The organism is Streptomyces sp. GLSS-08 (assembly GCF_056387915.1).
The window spans coordinates 163528-176162 of record NZ_JBWJAQ010000004.1 but is presented as its reverse complement, the minus strand read 5'-3'; the positions used below and the strand labels follow the sequence as shown (position 1 = coordinate 176162).

At 73.7% G+C, this 12635-nt stretch carries 13 protein-coding genes; 5 read left to right on the top strand and 8 right to left on the bottom strand.

Annotated elements, in window-relative coordinates; genetic code table 11:
- Positions 1 to 9: 9 nt before the first annotated feature.
- The 3 genes from AC0ZLC_RS08875 to AC0ZLC_RS08865 form a co-directional block, all read right to left on the bottom strand.
- Positions 10 to 672, bottom strand: a complete 663-nt coding sequence (locus AC0ZLC_RS08875) for a class F sortase (RefSeq protein ID WP_476751343.1) — start codon at positions 670 to 672, stop codon at positions 10 to 12.
- 10 nt (positions 673 to 682) lie between these two features.
- Positions 683 to 1270: a hypothetical protein gene (locus tag AC0ZLC_RS08870; protein ID WP_476751342.1), complete on the bottom strand. Its 588-nt coding sequence runs from the start codon at positions 1268 to 1270 to the stop codon at positions 683 to 685.
- 114 nt (positions 1271 to 1384) lie between these two features.
- On the bottom strand, positions 1385 to 2164 hold the full coding sequence (locus tag AC0ZLC_RS08865; RefSeq protein ID WP_476751341.1) for an HAD-IIA family hydrolase: 780 nt from the start codon (positions 2162 to 2164) through the stop codon (positions 1385 to 1387).
- Positions 2165 to 2419: 255 nt separating this feature from the next.
- On the opposite strand from AC0ZLC_RS08865, the gene AC0ZLC_RS08860 reads away from it, so the two are divergent.
- On the top strand, positions 2420 to 3454 hold the full coding sequence (locus tag AC0ZLC_RS08860) for a hypothetical protein (RefSeq protein ID WP_476751340.1): 1035 nt from the start codon (positions 2420 to 2422) through the stop codon (positions 3452 to 3454).
- A 121-nt stretch (positions 3455 to 3575) separates the two neighbouring features.
- On the opposite strand, the gene AC0ZLC_RS08855 is transcribed toward AC0ZLC_RS08860, so the two are convergent.
- Positions 3576 to 4784, bottom strand: coding sequence for an ROK family transcriptional regulator (locus AC0ZLC_RS08855; protein WP_476751339.1), 1209 nt, complete (start codon positions 4782 to 4784; stop codon positions 3576 to 3578).
- Positions 4785 to 4831: 47 nt separating this feature from the next.
- On the opposite strand from AC0ZLC_RS08855, the gene AC0ZLC_RS08850 reads away from it, so the two are divergent.
- The gene (locus AC0ZLC_RS08850; RefSeq protein WP_476751338.1) at positions 4832 to 5935 is read left to right on the top strand and encodes a Gfo/Idh/MocA family oxidoreductase; all 1104 of its coding nucleotides are present in this window, start codon (positions 4832 to 4834) and stop codon (positions 5933 to 5935) included.
- The gene (locus tag AC0ZLC_RS08845) at positions 5932 to 6405 is read left to right on the top strand and encodes a heme-degrading domain-containing protein (RefSeq protein WP_476751337.1); all 474 of its coding nucleotides are present in this window, start codon (positions 5932 to 5934) and stop codon (positions 6403 to 6405) included. The genes AC0ZLC_RS08850 and AC0ZLC_RS08845 overlap by 4 nt, the downstream gene beginning before the upstream one ends.
- Positions 6406 to 6593: 188 nt before the next feature.
- On the opposite strand, the gene AC0ZLC_RS08840 is transcribed toward AC0ZLC_RS08845, so the two are convergent.
- The 4 genes from AC0ZLC_RS08840 to AC0ZLC_RS08825 all read right to left on the bottom strand — a co-directional run bounded on the left by AC0ZLC_RS08840 (position 6594) and on the right by AC0ZLC_RS08825 (position 9752).
- Entirely contained in the window at positions 6594 to 7451 is an 858-nt protein-coding gene (locus AC0ZLC_RS08840; protein ID WP_476751336.1) for a fumarylacetoacetate hydrolase family protein, read from the bottom strand.
- A gap of 139 nt (positions 7452 to 7590) precedes the next feature.
- On the bottom strand, positions 7591 to 8340 hold the full coding sequence (locus AC0ZLC_RS08835; protein WP_476751335.1) for a YidC/Oxa1 family membrane protein insertase: 750 nt from the start codon (positions 8338 to 8340) through the stop codon (positions 7591 to 7593).
- Positions 8341 to 8449: 109 nt separating this feature from the next.
- Complete coding sequence (locus tag AC0ZLC_RS08830; protein WP_476751334.1) at positions 8450 to 8761, bottom strand: DUF6412 domain-containing protein; 312 nt, start codon at positions 8759 to 8761, stop codon at positions 8450 to 8452.
- A gap of 193 nt (positions 8762 to 8954) precedes the next feature.
- Complete coding sequence (locus AC0ZLC_RS08825; protein WP_476751333.1) at positions 8955 to 9752, bottom strand: class E sortase; 798 nt, start codon at positions 9750 to 9752, stop codon at positions 8955 to 8957.
- A 240-nt stretch (positions 9753 to 9992) separates the two neighbouring features.
- On the opposite strand from AC0ZLC_RS08825, the gene AC0ZLC_RS08820 reads away from it, so the two are divergent.
- Both AC0ZLC_RS08820 and AC0ZLC_RS08815 read left to right on the top strand, forming a co-directional pair.
- Positions 9993 to 11468, top strand: a complete 1476-nt coding sequence (locus tag AC0ZLC_RS08820) for a glycoside hydrolase (RefSeq protein WP_476751332.1) — start codon at positions 9993 to 9995, stop codon at positions 11466 to 11468.
- Between the two features lie 97 nt (positions 11469 to 11565).
- Positions 11566 to 12579 carry an SEC-C domain-containing protein gene (locus tag AC0ZLC_RS08815; RefSeq protein ID WP_476751331.1) on the top strand — a complete coding sequence of 338 codons (1014 nt, stop codon included), beginning with the start codon at positions 11566 to 11568 and terminating at the stop codon, positions 12577 to 12579.
- Positions 12580 to 12635 lie beyond the last annotated feature (56 nt).

Below are 12635 nucleotides of genomic sequence, written 5' to 3'. Positions count from 1 at the left end.
CGGGCGGGATCATGCGGTGCTGCCGGTGAGGTACGCGGAGACGACCACGTTCGCCGTGTACGAGCGGCTGGCCCGGTCGAAGGTGCCGCCGCAGGTCACCAGCCGCAGCTCGGCCCGCCCGGGCTCGCGCGGCCCGTAGGCCCGCCGGGCGTCGAAGCGGTCGCGCGGGACGACCTGCACGTCGTCGACGGTGAACTCGGCGACCGAGCCGTCGTCGCGGACCACCCGGACCCGGTCGCCGGGCCGCGCCGAGCTGAGCCGGTAGAAGACGGCGGGCCGGGTCTCGGTGTCGACGTGTCCCACGAACAGGGCGGTGCCCGCCGCACCCGGCCGCGCACCGGCCGCGTACCAGCCGACCACGCCCGGCCGGTCGTAGGGCGGCGGCTCGATCGCGCCCTGCCGGTCCAGGCCGCGGGCCACCACCTGGGCCCGGATCCGCAGCGCCGGGACGTCGACGCGCTGGGGCCGCGCCTCCCGCAAGGGCTTGTGCGCGGGCGGCAGCCGGGCGCCCCGGGAACGGCCGGCGCCGGCCACGTCTCCCGTGGCCGGCGCCGCCCCCTGCCGTACGTCGGTCACCTCGCGGCCCCAGAGCCACAGCCCCAGCAGCAGAACCGCCCAGGCGGCGCCCGTCGTCAGGCGCCCGGTGCCGGAGGAGCGTTCCCCGCCGGTCATGTCGGGTTCCTCATCCGCCGCCGCGGTCCCGGCGGGCGCTGCGCACCGCGACGGCGACCGCGGCGGCGCTCGCGAGGACCAGGCCGATCACGGCCTGCCCGGTGCCCGGGCCGGTGGAGCTGGTGTCGACGGACGCGAAGTGGGCGGCGCCTCCGCCGCCCGCCCGCACCGGTGCGACCGGTGAGGCCGGAGCGGACGAGACGGTCTGCTCCGGCCGGTCCGCGGGGCGGCTCTCCGGATCCGGGGCGGCGCGGCCAGGGCCGTCCGCCCGGGCGACCGTGAGCGTGCCCCTGACCTTGTCGTCGACGCCGTCACAGGTGACCTGCACGCCGTAGCTACCGGGCTTCAGCGCGGAGCGGACCCGGCTCTCCCCGACGAGGGCGCCGTCGCCGCCCGTGAGCCGGGCGTCCGCGACGAACGCCGGGGACTTCGCGACGCCGGTCCTGTCCTTGCAGCCCGTCGCCCGCACCGTGATGTCGGCGCCGGGCGCCGGGGGCGAGGGGGTGACGGAGACGGCCGCGTCGGCCGCGTACGCCGTGGGCGTGAGCGCGGCGGCGAGCACCGCTCCGGTACAGAGTGTGAGTCGCAGTGAACCCATCGTGAACCTCCAGACACCTGGAGACTCCCCCTCCGGGACGGCAGCCGCATCCCGGAGAGGACAATCGCTGCTCCGTTCGGGCGGACTTCCGCCGCCCGAGGCATGGAACGCGGTTCAGACGCGTTCGATCAGGTCCGCGATGGAGTCCACGACCTTGGAGGGGCGGTAGGGGTACCGCTCGATCTCGGCGGGCGTGGTCAGGCCGGTGAGCACCAAAAACGTCTCCATGCCCGCCTCCAGACCGGCGAGGACGTCCGTGTCCATCCGGTCGCCGATCATGGCGCTGCTCTCCGAGTGCGCCCCGATGGCGTTCAGGCCGGTCCGCATCATCAGCGGGTTCGGCTTGCCCGCGAAGTACGGCTGCTTGCCGGTCGCCTTGGTGATCAGCGCGGCGACCGCGCCGGTGGCGGGCAGCGGCCCCTCCGCCGAGGGGCCGGTCTCGTCGGGGTTGGTGCAGATGAAGCGGGCGCCGCCGTTGATCAGCCGGACCGCCTTGGTCATGGCCTCGAAGGAGTACGTCCGGGTCTCGCCCAGCACCACGTAGTCGGGCTCGTGGTCGGTGAGCACGTACCCGATGTCGTGCAGCGCGGTCGTCAGGCCCGCCTCGCCGATGACGTACGCCGTGCCGCCGGGCCGCTGGTCCTCCAGGAACCTGGCCGTGGCCAGCGCGGACGTCCAGATGTTCTCGACCGGCACGTCCAGGCCCATGCGCTGGAGCCTGGCGTGCAGGTCACGGGCTGTGTAGATGGAGTTGTTCGTCAGCACCAGGAAAGGCCGGCCCGACTCCCGCAGCTTCCTGATGAAGGCGTCGGCGCCGGGGATCGGCACACCCTCGTGGATGAGCACACCGTCCATGTCGGTGAGCCACGATTCGATGGGCTTGCGGTCTGCCATGCCGTTCTCCTGCCGTACGCGGTGCTGCGTGACCCTCAGCCTAGCGATCAGTTGTCGGCCGGGGTCCGCCACTTCTCGACGTCACTCTGGCGGTTCCGGTCGATTTCGGTCCAGGGGTGGTCGGCCGGTTCGGGTCCCGCTCGCGCCGGCGGGAGGCCGTAGGGCTCCGCCGACCGAGGGGACTCAGGAGTCCGTCCGGGGCGTTCCTGGCGTGGCGGCTCCCGAGGGACGGCGTGGAGGGCAGGTCATATGTTCATGCGACTGCGCACGTCCCTGTCCCTCACCGTTGTCACCGCGGCCGCCCTCGCCTGCGGTCCCGTCCCGAGCGCGGCCGGGCTCGACGCCCCGCCGGCCGCGGCTCCCGCGGCCGACCGCCGCCCCGGCTGTGCCGATCCCGACGCCCGCGACTTCCCCTTGAGGACCCGCGTCCACGGCGGACCCGACGTCTACGAGACCGGCGGCGCCGACGGGACCTGGTTCCTCGACCTCACCAACACCACCGCCCACCCGTGCGGCGGCATCCATCCCGTCGTCGTCCTCGTCGACGAGAAGCGGCAACTGCGCCCGTCCCAGGTAAGGCTGGAGTTCTTCGAGGGGACCCGGGCGCACCCCGTCTCCTTCGAGCGGACGGACGACGACGAACTCGTCGGGGCCTTCGACGGGTTCCCCGGGTTCACCGTGGCTCCCGGGCGGACCCTCCGGGTGAAGGTGCGGCTCACCGTCACCTCCGCCGCCGCGCCGAACGACGTCGTGGCGAACGCGGCCGTGGTGCACCGGCACCGCGACGACGGCGACTGGGTGGGGCAGTCGAACGACTACCGCTTCCGGATCGACGGCACGCCGGACGCCGCCGTGGAGGGCACGGACACCCCGGCCCCCCCGACGGCCACGGGTTCGGCGTCCGCGGCTCCCTCGGCCCGGGCTTCCGGGGCTCCCTCGGCCCCTGCTTCCTCGGCTTCCTCGGTCTCCTCGGCTCCGGCTTCCTCGGTCTCCTCGGCTCCGGCTTCCGCGGTTTCCTCGGCTCCGGCTTCCACGGCTTCCCCGGCTCCGGCTTCCGGGGCCGCCACCGACTCCGGGGGGAGTGGTGGTGACAGCGGCGATGAGGGTGACGGTGACGCCGGCGCCGAGGGTGACGGTGGGGCGCCGGGCGGTATGCCGTCCGTCGAGGAACTGGCCAGGACCGGTCCCGGCACGCCACACGACACCGGCCTCCTGATCGGCGGCCTCCTCCTCGTCACGTGCGGCACCCTCCTGATCACGACGGCCCGCTTTCTGCGCGGACGTAGGTGAGGGGGGAGGCGGGGAGGGGACGCGGTGAGGTGGGCCCCGTCGTTTCGTCCGGGTGCCCCGGTGCCTGGGTGCCCGGGTGCCGGAACCGCAGCGCCCGCGCCGTCCCGGCAGCCCCCGCCGGTCAGCCCTCGGCGCGCCCGAACAGGGGTGCGAGGAGGAGCTGGGCCGCGCCCTCCGCGACGGCACGCGCACCGCCCGGCGCGAGACGCACCGGCACCGCCGCGTCCAGGCCCCCGCGCCGGGCGCGCTCGTCGAGGACGGCGCCGACCCCCCGTACGAAGGGCTCCTCGTGGGCTGCGACGGTACGGCCCCCCAGGAGTACCAGGTCGATGTCGAGCAACCCGGCGAGATTCGCGGCGCCCGCCCCGAGGACCCGCGCCGCCTCGTCCACGGCGCCCCGCGCCACCGCCGAGAGGCACAGCACCTCGATGCAGCCGTGGTTCCCGCACTCGCACAGCGGCCCGCCCAGCTGGATGACCTGGTGCCCGAACTCCCCCGCCCCGGTCCGCGTCCCCCGGTGCACGGCGCCGCCGATCACCAGCCCGGCCCCCAGTCCCGTACCGAGGTGCAGATACGCGAAGGACCCCTGGCCCGGCCCGGCACCCCCGCCGACCGCGAGGGCGAGCGCCGCCGCGTTGGTGTCCTTGTCCACGACCACCGGCACCCCGAGGCGCCCGGCGAGTGCCTCCCGCAGCGGAAACCCGTCCCACTCCGGGAACCCGGTGACCCGGTGCAGCACCCCGCGGTCGTGGTCGAGCGGGCCGGGCAGCGCGACTCCGGCGCCCAGCACGGACGCGGCCCCCGGCACCCCCGCGAGCAGGGCCGTCACCTCCCGTGCCGCCCCGGTGACGACCGCCTCGGCCCCGGAGCCGAGGTCCAGGGGCGAGCGCCGCTCCGCGACCACCGCTCCCGTGAGGTCGCACAGGACCGCCGTCAGTTCGTCCCGGTCCAGGTGGAGGCCGACCGCGTGACCCGCCTCGGGAACCAGCCGCAGCACCGTGCGCGGCTTGCCGCCCGTCGACGCCCGCCGGCCCGCCTCCGCCGCCAGGCCCTCCGCCCGCAGCCGGGCGGTGATCTTGCTGACGGCCTGCGGGGTCAGCCCGGTCCGCTCGGCGAGTTCGAGACGGCTGATACCGGCGGGGCCCGCCGTGCGCAGCAGGTCGAGCACCAGCGCCGCGTTGTGGCTGCGCAGCGCCGGCAGGTTCACCCCCGCCTCGCCGCCGCGCCCGCGCACGACACCCGACCGGTTCACTCCGCTCCCGGTGCCGCGCCCACGCACCTCCGACCGGTCCACTTCCGACTCCGCGCTGGTCCTGTTCACGTACGCCATTGTCCCCCGCGCTTGCACTTTGGCAACAGCGTTGCGAAAGTGGAGGCATGACAGGCACCAGCAGCACCGGATCCGGCTCCGGCACCCCCCTCCGCGTCGGCCTCGTCGGCTACGGCCTCGCGGGCTCCGTCTTCCACGCCCCGCTGATCGCCGCGACCGAGGGCCTCACCCTCGACACGGTCGTCACCTCGAACCCGGAGCGGCGTGAGCAGGCCCGGGCGGAGTCCGGCGACGCCGTCCGCTTCGCCGGCACGCCCGACGACCTGTGGGCACGCGCCGACGAGCTGGACCTGATCGTCATCGCCTCCCCGAACAAGACCCATGTCCCGCTCGCGACCGCCGCGCTGAAGGCGGGGCTGCCGGTGGTCGTCGACAAGCCCGTCGCGGGCACGGCGGCCGAGGCGCGCGAGCTGGCCGCCCTGGCCGACGAGCGCGGACTGCTCCTGTCGGTCTTCCAGAACCGCCGCTGGGACAACGACTTCCTGACCCTGCGCAAGCTCGTCGAGGAGGGCGAGCTCGGCGACGTCTACCGCTTCGAGTCCCGCTTCGAGCGCTGGCGCCCCCAGCTGAAGGGCGGCTGGCGGGAGTCCGGCGACCCGGCAGAGATCGGAGGTCTGCTCTACGACCTCGGCAGCCACGTCGTCGACCAGGCGCTGACCCTCTTCGGCCCGGCGGCGCAGGTCTACGCCGAGTCGGACGTGCGCCGCCCCGGCGCCGAGACCGACGACGACACCTTCTTCGCGATCACGCACGTGAACGGCGTCCGGTCCCACCTGTACGTCTCCGCGACCACCGCCCAACTGGGCCCGCGCTTTCGCGTACTGGGCTCGCGGGCCGGTTACGTCAAGTACGGCCTCGACCCGCAGGAGGCCGCGCTGCGCGAGGGCAGCCGCCCCGGCAGCACGGCCGAGTGGGGCATCGAGCCCGAGACCCTGTGGGGGCACGTCGGCTCGGGCGAGTCCCCGCTGACCGGCGGCGGCCGCCCGGAGCCCACGCTGCGCGGCGCGTACCCGGCGTACTACCAGGCGGTGGCCGCGGCGCTGCGCGACGGCGGCCCGAACCCGGTCACGGCGTACGAGGCGGCCGACGCCCTCGACGTCCTGGAGGCGGCCCGGCGCTCCGCCCGCGACGGTGCGGCGGTGACGCTGTGAGCACCCCGACGGCCGCGCCCACGATCCCCGAACTCGAGGAGCAGGAGCGCCGCTTGACGCTCCCGCGCTTCACGTACGACGACGCCTGGGCCCTCGGCTCCCTGCTGGTCGAGCTGGCCCGGGAGCGCGCCGCGCCGGTCGCCGTCGACATCCGGCGCGGCGGCCAGCAGCTCTTCCACGCGGCGCTGCCCGGCTCGACCCCGGACAACGACGCCTGGATCGACCGCAAACGCCGGGTCGTCGAGCGCTACGGCTGCTCCTCGTACCTGGTCGGCGCCCGCTTCCGCGCCAAGGGCACCACCTTCGAGGAGTCCTCGCGCCTGGACCCCGACGTGTACGCGGCCCACGGCGGCGCGTTCCCGATCGTCGTCGAGGGCACGGGAGTCGTCGGCACGGTGGTCGTGTCGGGTCTGCCGCAGGTGGAGGACCACCGGATGGTCGTGGAGGCGCTGGAGCACTTCAAGGGCTGACGGCGGCGCAGGCCCGCACACTTCGAGGGCCGAGGCCCAGGCCGGCGCAGGCCCGCACACTTCGAGGGCCGAGGCCCAGGCCGGCGCAGGCCCGCAGCCTTGAGGGCCGAGGCCAGCACCGGCCCCGCCCCGCGCGGACGAGGCCGGGTGCACCCTCACCCACGAGGGCGCCCCCGGCCTCGCAGTGCTCACGCGTCCTTGAGTTCCTGGCGCTGCCGTCCCAGGCCCTCGATCTCCAGCTCCACCACGTCACCGGCCCGCAGGAACGGCTTCGGTTCGGGCTGCCCGAGTGCCACGCCGGCCGGTGTGCCCGTGTTGATGACGTCGCCCGGGTGGAGCGTCATGAACTGGCTGACGTAGCGCACGACCTCGGCGACCGGGAAGATCTGCTCGGCCGTCGTGCCGTCCTGCTTGAGCTCCCCGTTCACCCAGAGCTTCAGCGACAGCGCCTGCGGGTCGGGCACCTCGTCCACGGTCACCAGCCAGGGGCCCAGCGGGTTGAACGTCTCGCAGTTCTTGCCCTTGTCCCAGGTGCCGCCGCGCTCGATCTGGAACTCGCGCTCGGAGACGTCGTGCGCCACCGCGTACCCGGCGACGTGCGCGAGCGCCTCCTCGTGCGACTCCAGGTAGCGGGCCGTACGGCCGATCACGACCGCCAGCTCCACCTCCCAGTCGGTCTTCACCGAGCCGCGCGGCACGAGCACCGTGTCGTGCGGGCCGACCACCGTGTCCGCCGCCTTGAAGAAGATCACCGGCTCGGCGGGCGGCTCGGCACCGGTCTCCCGCGCGTGGTCGTGGTAGTTCAGCCCGATGCACACGACCTTGCCGATCCGGGCCAGCGGCGGTCCTACGCGCAGCCCGGCCGCGTCCAGCGCGGGCAGCTCGTTGGCTTCGGCGGCGGACCGGATCCGGCCGAGCGCCGCGGCGTCGGCGAGCAGCGCTCCGTCGATGTCGGCGACGACGCCCGACAGGTCCCGCAGGGTGCCCTCGGCGTCGAGCAGCGCAGGCCGCTCCGCTCCCGCCGTACCGACTCGCAGCAGCTTCATGATCACAATCTCCCTCGATCGCGGCAGCCCGACCGATGGGTGCAGCCATCGGAGGACTGGTCGATCCTCCAAGGTGGGCGTCCAGTCCGCAAGACCCCGTTCACGGACTGGACCGTAACCTGAGCGCCCCCTCCGCCCGTCAGCCGAGCGCGGTCGCCGCCGGAGCGGCCCCCGGCATGTCGCGGTACAGCACCGCCCGTTCCACCGCGCTCCACGTCGTGCTGGTGACCACGTACAGCGCGGCGGCCAGCGGCACCACCGCCACCGTGAACAGCGTGAAGAAGGACATCAGCGGCATGACCTTGTTGATCGTCGCGAGGCCGGGCACCTGCTCGCCACCTGGTGCGGGGGCGGGCGCGGCCGACATCGTCTGCCTGGTCCGGCGGTAGTTGAAGGTCGCGACCACGGTGACGACGGCGAAGAGGCCGAGATAGACGAGCCCGGGGGCGCCGAGCGGCCCGCCGTCCCCCAGGGCGTCCGTCCAGCGGTCGCCGAGCGGGGCGCCGAACAGTCTGTGCCCGAGCAGCGCGTTGGCCCCGCCGCCGATCGTCGAGCTGGAGAACAGGTGGTAGAGGAGGAAGAACGCCGGCATCTGGAGGAGGCTCGGCAGGCACCCGGAGAGCGGCGAGACCTTCTCCTCCGCGTGCAGCTCCAGGAGGGCCTTCTGGAGCTTCTCGCTGTTGTCACCGTGTTTCCTGCGCAGGGCCGCGACCTGCGGCTGGAGCCGGGCGCGGGCCCGCTGCCCGCGCGCCGACGCCCGCGACAGCGGGTGCACCAGCAGCCGTACGAGGGCGGTGAACAGGACGATCGCGGCGGCTGCCGCGGACGCGTGGAACAGCGGCTGGAGCAGGTCGGCCAACTGCTCGACCAGATTGGCGAAGACAGACATGAAAGCGGACATGGGTGAGCCCTCCGGGGGTCTCGTCGTGCCGGACGCGAAGAAACGGCATGACGGCCCGCACGGGGGTACGCGGCGGTGAGTGAGGTGGTGCGCGTCCCTACGCGGTGACCGTCGGGAGGGCACACCCCGGCGCTCGGGGGCGTGTGCGTCCCGACGCGTCGGGATCGCGCTGGGGCAGGAACGCCGTGCGCTGCTCGCGGTCGCGGATGGCCGTCCGTACGCGCGTACGCGGGACGGCGGGCACGCAGCGCGCGGCGATGACGGCGCAGGCGGCGAGCGCGGAGCCGGCCGCGGCGGTCGCGGCGAAGGCGACGACGGCCGAGAGGCTGCCGGTGTCGAGGAGGGCGAACTCCAGGACGAGCAGGAGCAGCGCGGCGGCGGGACGCATGGTCGCCCAGGTCCGCGTCATCGGCCACTCCCCCTTAGTACGCCTATTCGTCCTGCCGTTATACAGGATGGGCCCGGGCGGGAGCTTTTCGGGAGCCGTACAGCCGTCGCTGTCCGGCCGCGGGCTTCGCCGGAGCCGTCCGTCCGGCCCGTACGACGGGCGGGGTCCGGGGTGCCGAAGGTTCAGGCGCCGGGGCGGGTTCCCCGGCCTGGTGTCAGCGGGGCCGCACGGAGCGCAGTCTGCCCCAGACCACCAGGCGGTACTTCGAGGTGTACTCCGGGGTGCAGGTGGTGAGGGTGAGGTAGTACCCGGGCTCGCTGTACCCGTAGGACGGGCGGACGTCGCTGCGCGGCACGGGGCGTACGACACCGCCGTCGCGCGCGGAGGTCTGCGGAAGCGTCCGGTCGACGGCGTACACGTAGGTGGCCGTCCGGGTCTCGACCTCGACCGTGTCGCCGCGTCTCAGCCGGTCGAGGTGCCGGAAGGGCTCGCCATGGGTGTTCCGGTGCCCGGCGAGCGCGAAGTTCCCCGGCCGGCCGGGCTGTGCGGTGCGCGGGTAGTGGCCGGCGTAGCCCCGGTCGAGCACGTCCGGCTTGCCGATGCCCTCGGCGACGGGCACGCGGAGCGAGAGGCGGGGGACGGTGAGGACGGCGTAGGCCTCGGACCGGCGTGGCTGTTCGCCGGGGCTCCGGCGGGCGGTGCCCGTCCGCCCGCCCGGGCCGGCCGGTGCGGCTCCGGTCCCGGCGTCCCCGGTGTCCTGGGGGAGGTTCTCGCCCGGATCAGGGGCGGCCGTCACGTCCGGTGCGGGCCGCTGCCACTCCCTCTCCAGTGCCTCGACCCTCCGCTCGGCCCCCTCGCGGGCCTGCCGGTTGGTCCACCACAGCTGGTGCACGACGAGGAGCAGGAGCACCGCCCCGAAGGTGACGAGGAGTTCGCCCGCGCTCCACAGTGCCCGCCGGCACGCGGCGCGCCGCCGTAGCGTGCCGTGGTGCACGACCCCGGGAGTCCGCATGCGTACGCCTCCTTCAATGCCTGCACGATAAGGGGCGTCTCCTCAAGTCGCCAGCACGGTGCAGGACTTGATCTCCCCGTCCCCCCAGCCCTTCTCCTCACCCTTCTCACAACCACTGGAAGAAAGATCTGTCACACCTCTCGACAACCTCACCCACCGCACTCGATGCTTCCTGATGACATGAGCGCGACACGTCAACGCCGGTGCCGCGACCGGCAGTTCGAGCGGGACGGAGAGGTCATGATCCGACGCAGAACACTGCTGGCCGCGACGGGCGGCACGCTCCTGGGGAGCGCGCTGGCCACGGGCACGGCACGGGCCGACGCGACCATCGCGGTCAACCCCGGCACCACGTACGGGACATGGGAGGGCTGGGGCACCTCCCTGGCCTGGTGGGCCAACGTCTTCGGCGCCCGGGACGACTTCGCCGACATCTTCTTCACCACCAAGTCCGTGGCGTACGACGGCCGGACCCTCCCCGGCCTCGGTTTGAACATCGCCCGCTACAACCTCGGCGCGTGCAGCCGGAACAGCGTGAACGGCGAGAGCATGGTCGCCTCGCCCAACATCCCGGCGTTCAAGCAGATCGAGGGATACTGGCAGGACTGGAACAACGAGGACCCCGCGTCCTCGGCCTGGAAGTGGACGGCGGACGCCGCCCAGCGCGCCGCCCTCGTCAAGGCGACCGCGCGCGGCGCGACCAGCGAGCTGTTCGCCAATTCGCCGATGTGGTGGATGTGCGCGAACCACAACCCGTCGGGCGCGTCCGGCGGCGGCAACAACCTCCAGTCCTGGAACCACCGCCAGCACGCCTCCCACCTGGCCGCGGTCGCCCTCCGCGCGAAGACGGACTGGGGCGTGAACTTCGCGACGGTGGACCCCTTCAACGAGCCCTCCTCCGCCTGGTGGACGGCCACCGGCACCCAGGAGGGCTGCCACCTGGACGCCTCCGTCCAGGCCGCCGTACTCCCCCACCTGCGCGGCGAACTCGACAAGCGCGGCCTGACGGGCACCCGGATCTCCGCGTCGGACGAGACGAGCTACGACCTCGCGCGCACGACCTGGAACGCGTTCGGCACGTCGACGAAGGCACTGGTGGACCGGGTCAACGTGCACGGCTACCAGGGGTCGGGCGGCCGTCGTGACCTCCTCCACACGGACGTCGTGACCACGGCCCGCAAAGGCCTGTGGAACTCCGAGTACGGCGACGGCGACGCGACCGGCCTCACCCTTGCGAGCAACCTCTGCCTGGACTTCCGCTGGCTGCACCCGACGGCGTGGTGCTACTGGCAGGTGATGGACCCCTCCGCGGGCTGGGCGACGATCGCCTACGACGCGACCACGCTCCAGGCCGGCGCCGTACAGACCAAGTACTACGTGCTGGCCCAGTTCAGCCGTCACATCCGCCCCGGCATGACGATCCTCGACACGGGCGTCGGCTACGCGGCCGCCGCCCTGGACGCGGCGGCGAAACGCCTGGTCATCGTCGCCGTGAACACCGCGTCGTCGGCCCAGACCCTGACCTTCGACCTGTCCCGCTTCACCCGGGCGACCGGCGGCACGGGCGGCCTGGCCCGCCGTTGGAACACGGTCACGTCGGGCGGCGGCGACCTCTACGCGCCGCACTCGGACACGTACGTGAGCGGAAAGGTCCTGCGGGTGCCGTTCGCGGCGGGGGCGGTGCAGACGGTGGAGGTGGAGGGGGTCGTGGTGTGACCCCGCCGGCCCGCGCGCCCGGCCTCCCCTGCCCAGGCCGTGGCGCTGGCCTGCGGATCTCTCTCTTTTGCCGGTCCACGGCAGTACGGTGTCCACCATGCGCCCCGACACGCCAGCCGAGAACGTCGACCACAACGCCGAAGCGGCACGCCTGGAGCGGACCGCAGGCCTGTACCCCGAGGACGCCGAACACCTGCTCGTGCAGGCCGCGGCCCACCTGGAACTGTCCGGCGACCGCCCCAGCGCCACCGCGCTGTACGACCGCCTGCTGTCGTCCCCCGAGCCCCTGGAGAACCCCCACCTGGTCCGCGCCCTGAAGGCGGCGAACCTGTGGGAGTACGGCCACGAGGCGGAGGCACGGGCGATCATCGACGGGGTCCGCGCGACGTCCCCGCGGGACCCGGCGGCCTGGGTGATCGTGGCCGAGGCCCTGGAGTCGCACGACGAACTGGAAGCGGCGCACGAGACGTTCACGGAGGGTGCGCGGCTCTTCCTGGCGGACGTCTCGGAGCCGCCGTACGCGACGCACCCCCTGCTTTTCGGCCGCCACCGGGTCCGCCGCATGCTGGGCGTGGCCCACGACGACTGGGACATGCTCGCGGACACGCTGCACTCGTCCCCCGTCTCCCTGGACGAGCTGCACAACCCCAAGCGGGTGTGGTCGCTGGGCTCGGACAACCCGGCGGAGCTGGCGGCGGAGATCTCGCGCCTGCGCGCGGAACTCGGCACGTTCCGGGAGGCGCTGTCGCGTCCGTTCCCGGTGGCGGTCCTGCACTGGCCGGCGGACGAACTGACGGAGCTGCTGACGGCGTACCCGTCGCTGTCCTCGGAGTACCCGTCCCACGCGGAGCACCTCGCGACGATAGAGGCGTCCCTGCGCGAGCTGTCCGCCTCCGGCACCCCGAACCTGGGCATCGTCACGGGCACGGTCCCGTCCTACGAGGCCTTCGCGGCCTCGGAGGCCACGTCCCCGGCGGACACGAACCTCCTCCCCCAGTACGCGACGACGCTCGCGGCCCGCGGCCGAGCGACGGCGTGGCCGCCGCAGCGGGGGGCGGGGTGCTGGTGCGGGTCGGGGAACCGGTACACGGAGTGTCACGGGGCCGTATAGGTAGCTAGGCCTGCCCGCCCTCTACTTCCCCTAATGACGTCGGCCCCAGCCCCACT

Excerpts from the sequence above, each read along its gene's own strand:
- AC0ZLC_RS08875 (WP_476751343.1), bottom strand. The coding sequence starts at position 672 with ATGACCGGCGGGGAACGCTCCTCCGGCACCGGGCGCCTGACGACGGGC.
- AC0ZLC_RS08870 (WP_476751342.1), bottom strand. The coding sequence starts at position 1,270 with ATGGGTTCACTGCGACTCACACTCTGTACCGGAGCGGTGCTCGCCGCC.
- AC0ZLC_RS08865 (WP_476751341.1), bottom strand. The coding sequence starts at position 2,164 with ATGGCAGACCGCAAGCCCATCGAATCGTGGCTCACCGACATGGACGGT.
- AC0ZLC_RS08860 (WP_476751340.1), top strand. The coding sequence starts at position 2,420 with ATGCGACTGCGCACGTCCCTGTCCCTCACCGTTGTCACCGCGGCCGCC.
- AC0ZLC_RS08855 (WP_476751339.1), bottom strand. The coding sequence starts at position 4,784 with ATGGCGTACGTGAACAGGACCAGCGCGGAGTCGGAAGTGGACCGGTCG.
- AC0ZLC_RS08850 (WP_476751338.1), top strand. The coding sequence starts at position 4,832 with ATGACAGGCACCAGCAGCACCGGATCCGGCTCCGGCACCCCCCTCCGC.
- AC0ZLC_RS08840 (WP_476751336.1), bottom strand. The coding sequence starts at position 7,451 with ATGAAGCTGCTGCGAGTCGGTACGGCGGGAGCGGAGCGGCCTGCGCTG.
- AC0ZLC_RS08835 (WP_476751335.1), bottom strand. The coding sequence starts at position 8,340 with ATGTCTGTCTTCGCCAATCTGGTCGAGCAGTTGGCCGACCTGCTCCAG.
- AC0ZLC_RS08830 (WP_476751334.1), bottom strand. The coding sequence starts at position 8,761 with ATGACGCGGACCTGGGCGACCATGCGTCCCGCCGCCGCGCTGCTCCTG.
- AC0ZLC_RS08825 (WP_476751333.1), bottom strand. The coding sequence starts at position 9,752 with ATGCGGACTCCCGGGGTCGTGCACCACGGCACGCTACGGCGGCGCGCC.
- AC0ZLC_RS08820 (WP_476751332.1), top strand. The coding sequence starts at position 9,993 with ATGATCCGACGCAGAACACTGCTGGCCGCGACGGGCGGCACGCTCCTG.
- AC0ZLC_RS08815 (WP_476751331.1), top strand. The coding sequence starts at position 11,566 with ATGCGCCCCGACACGCCAGCCGAGAACGTCGACCACAACGCCGAAGCG.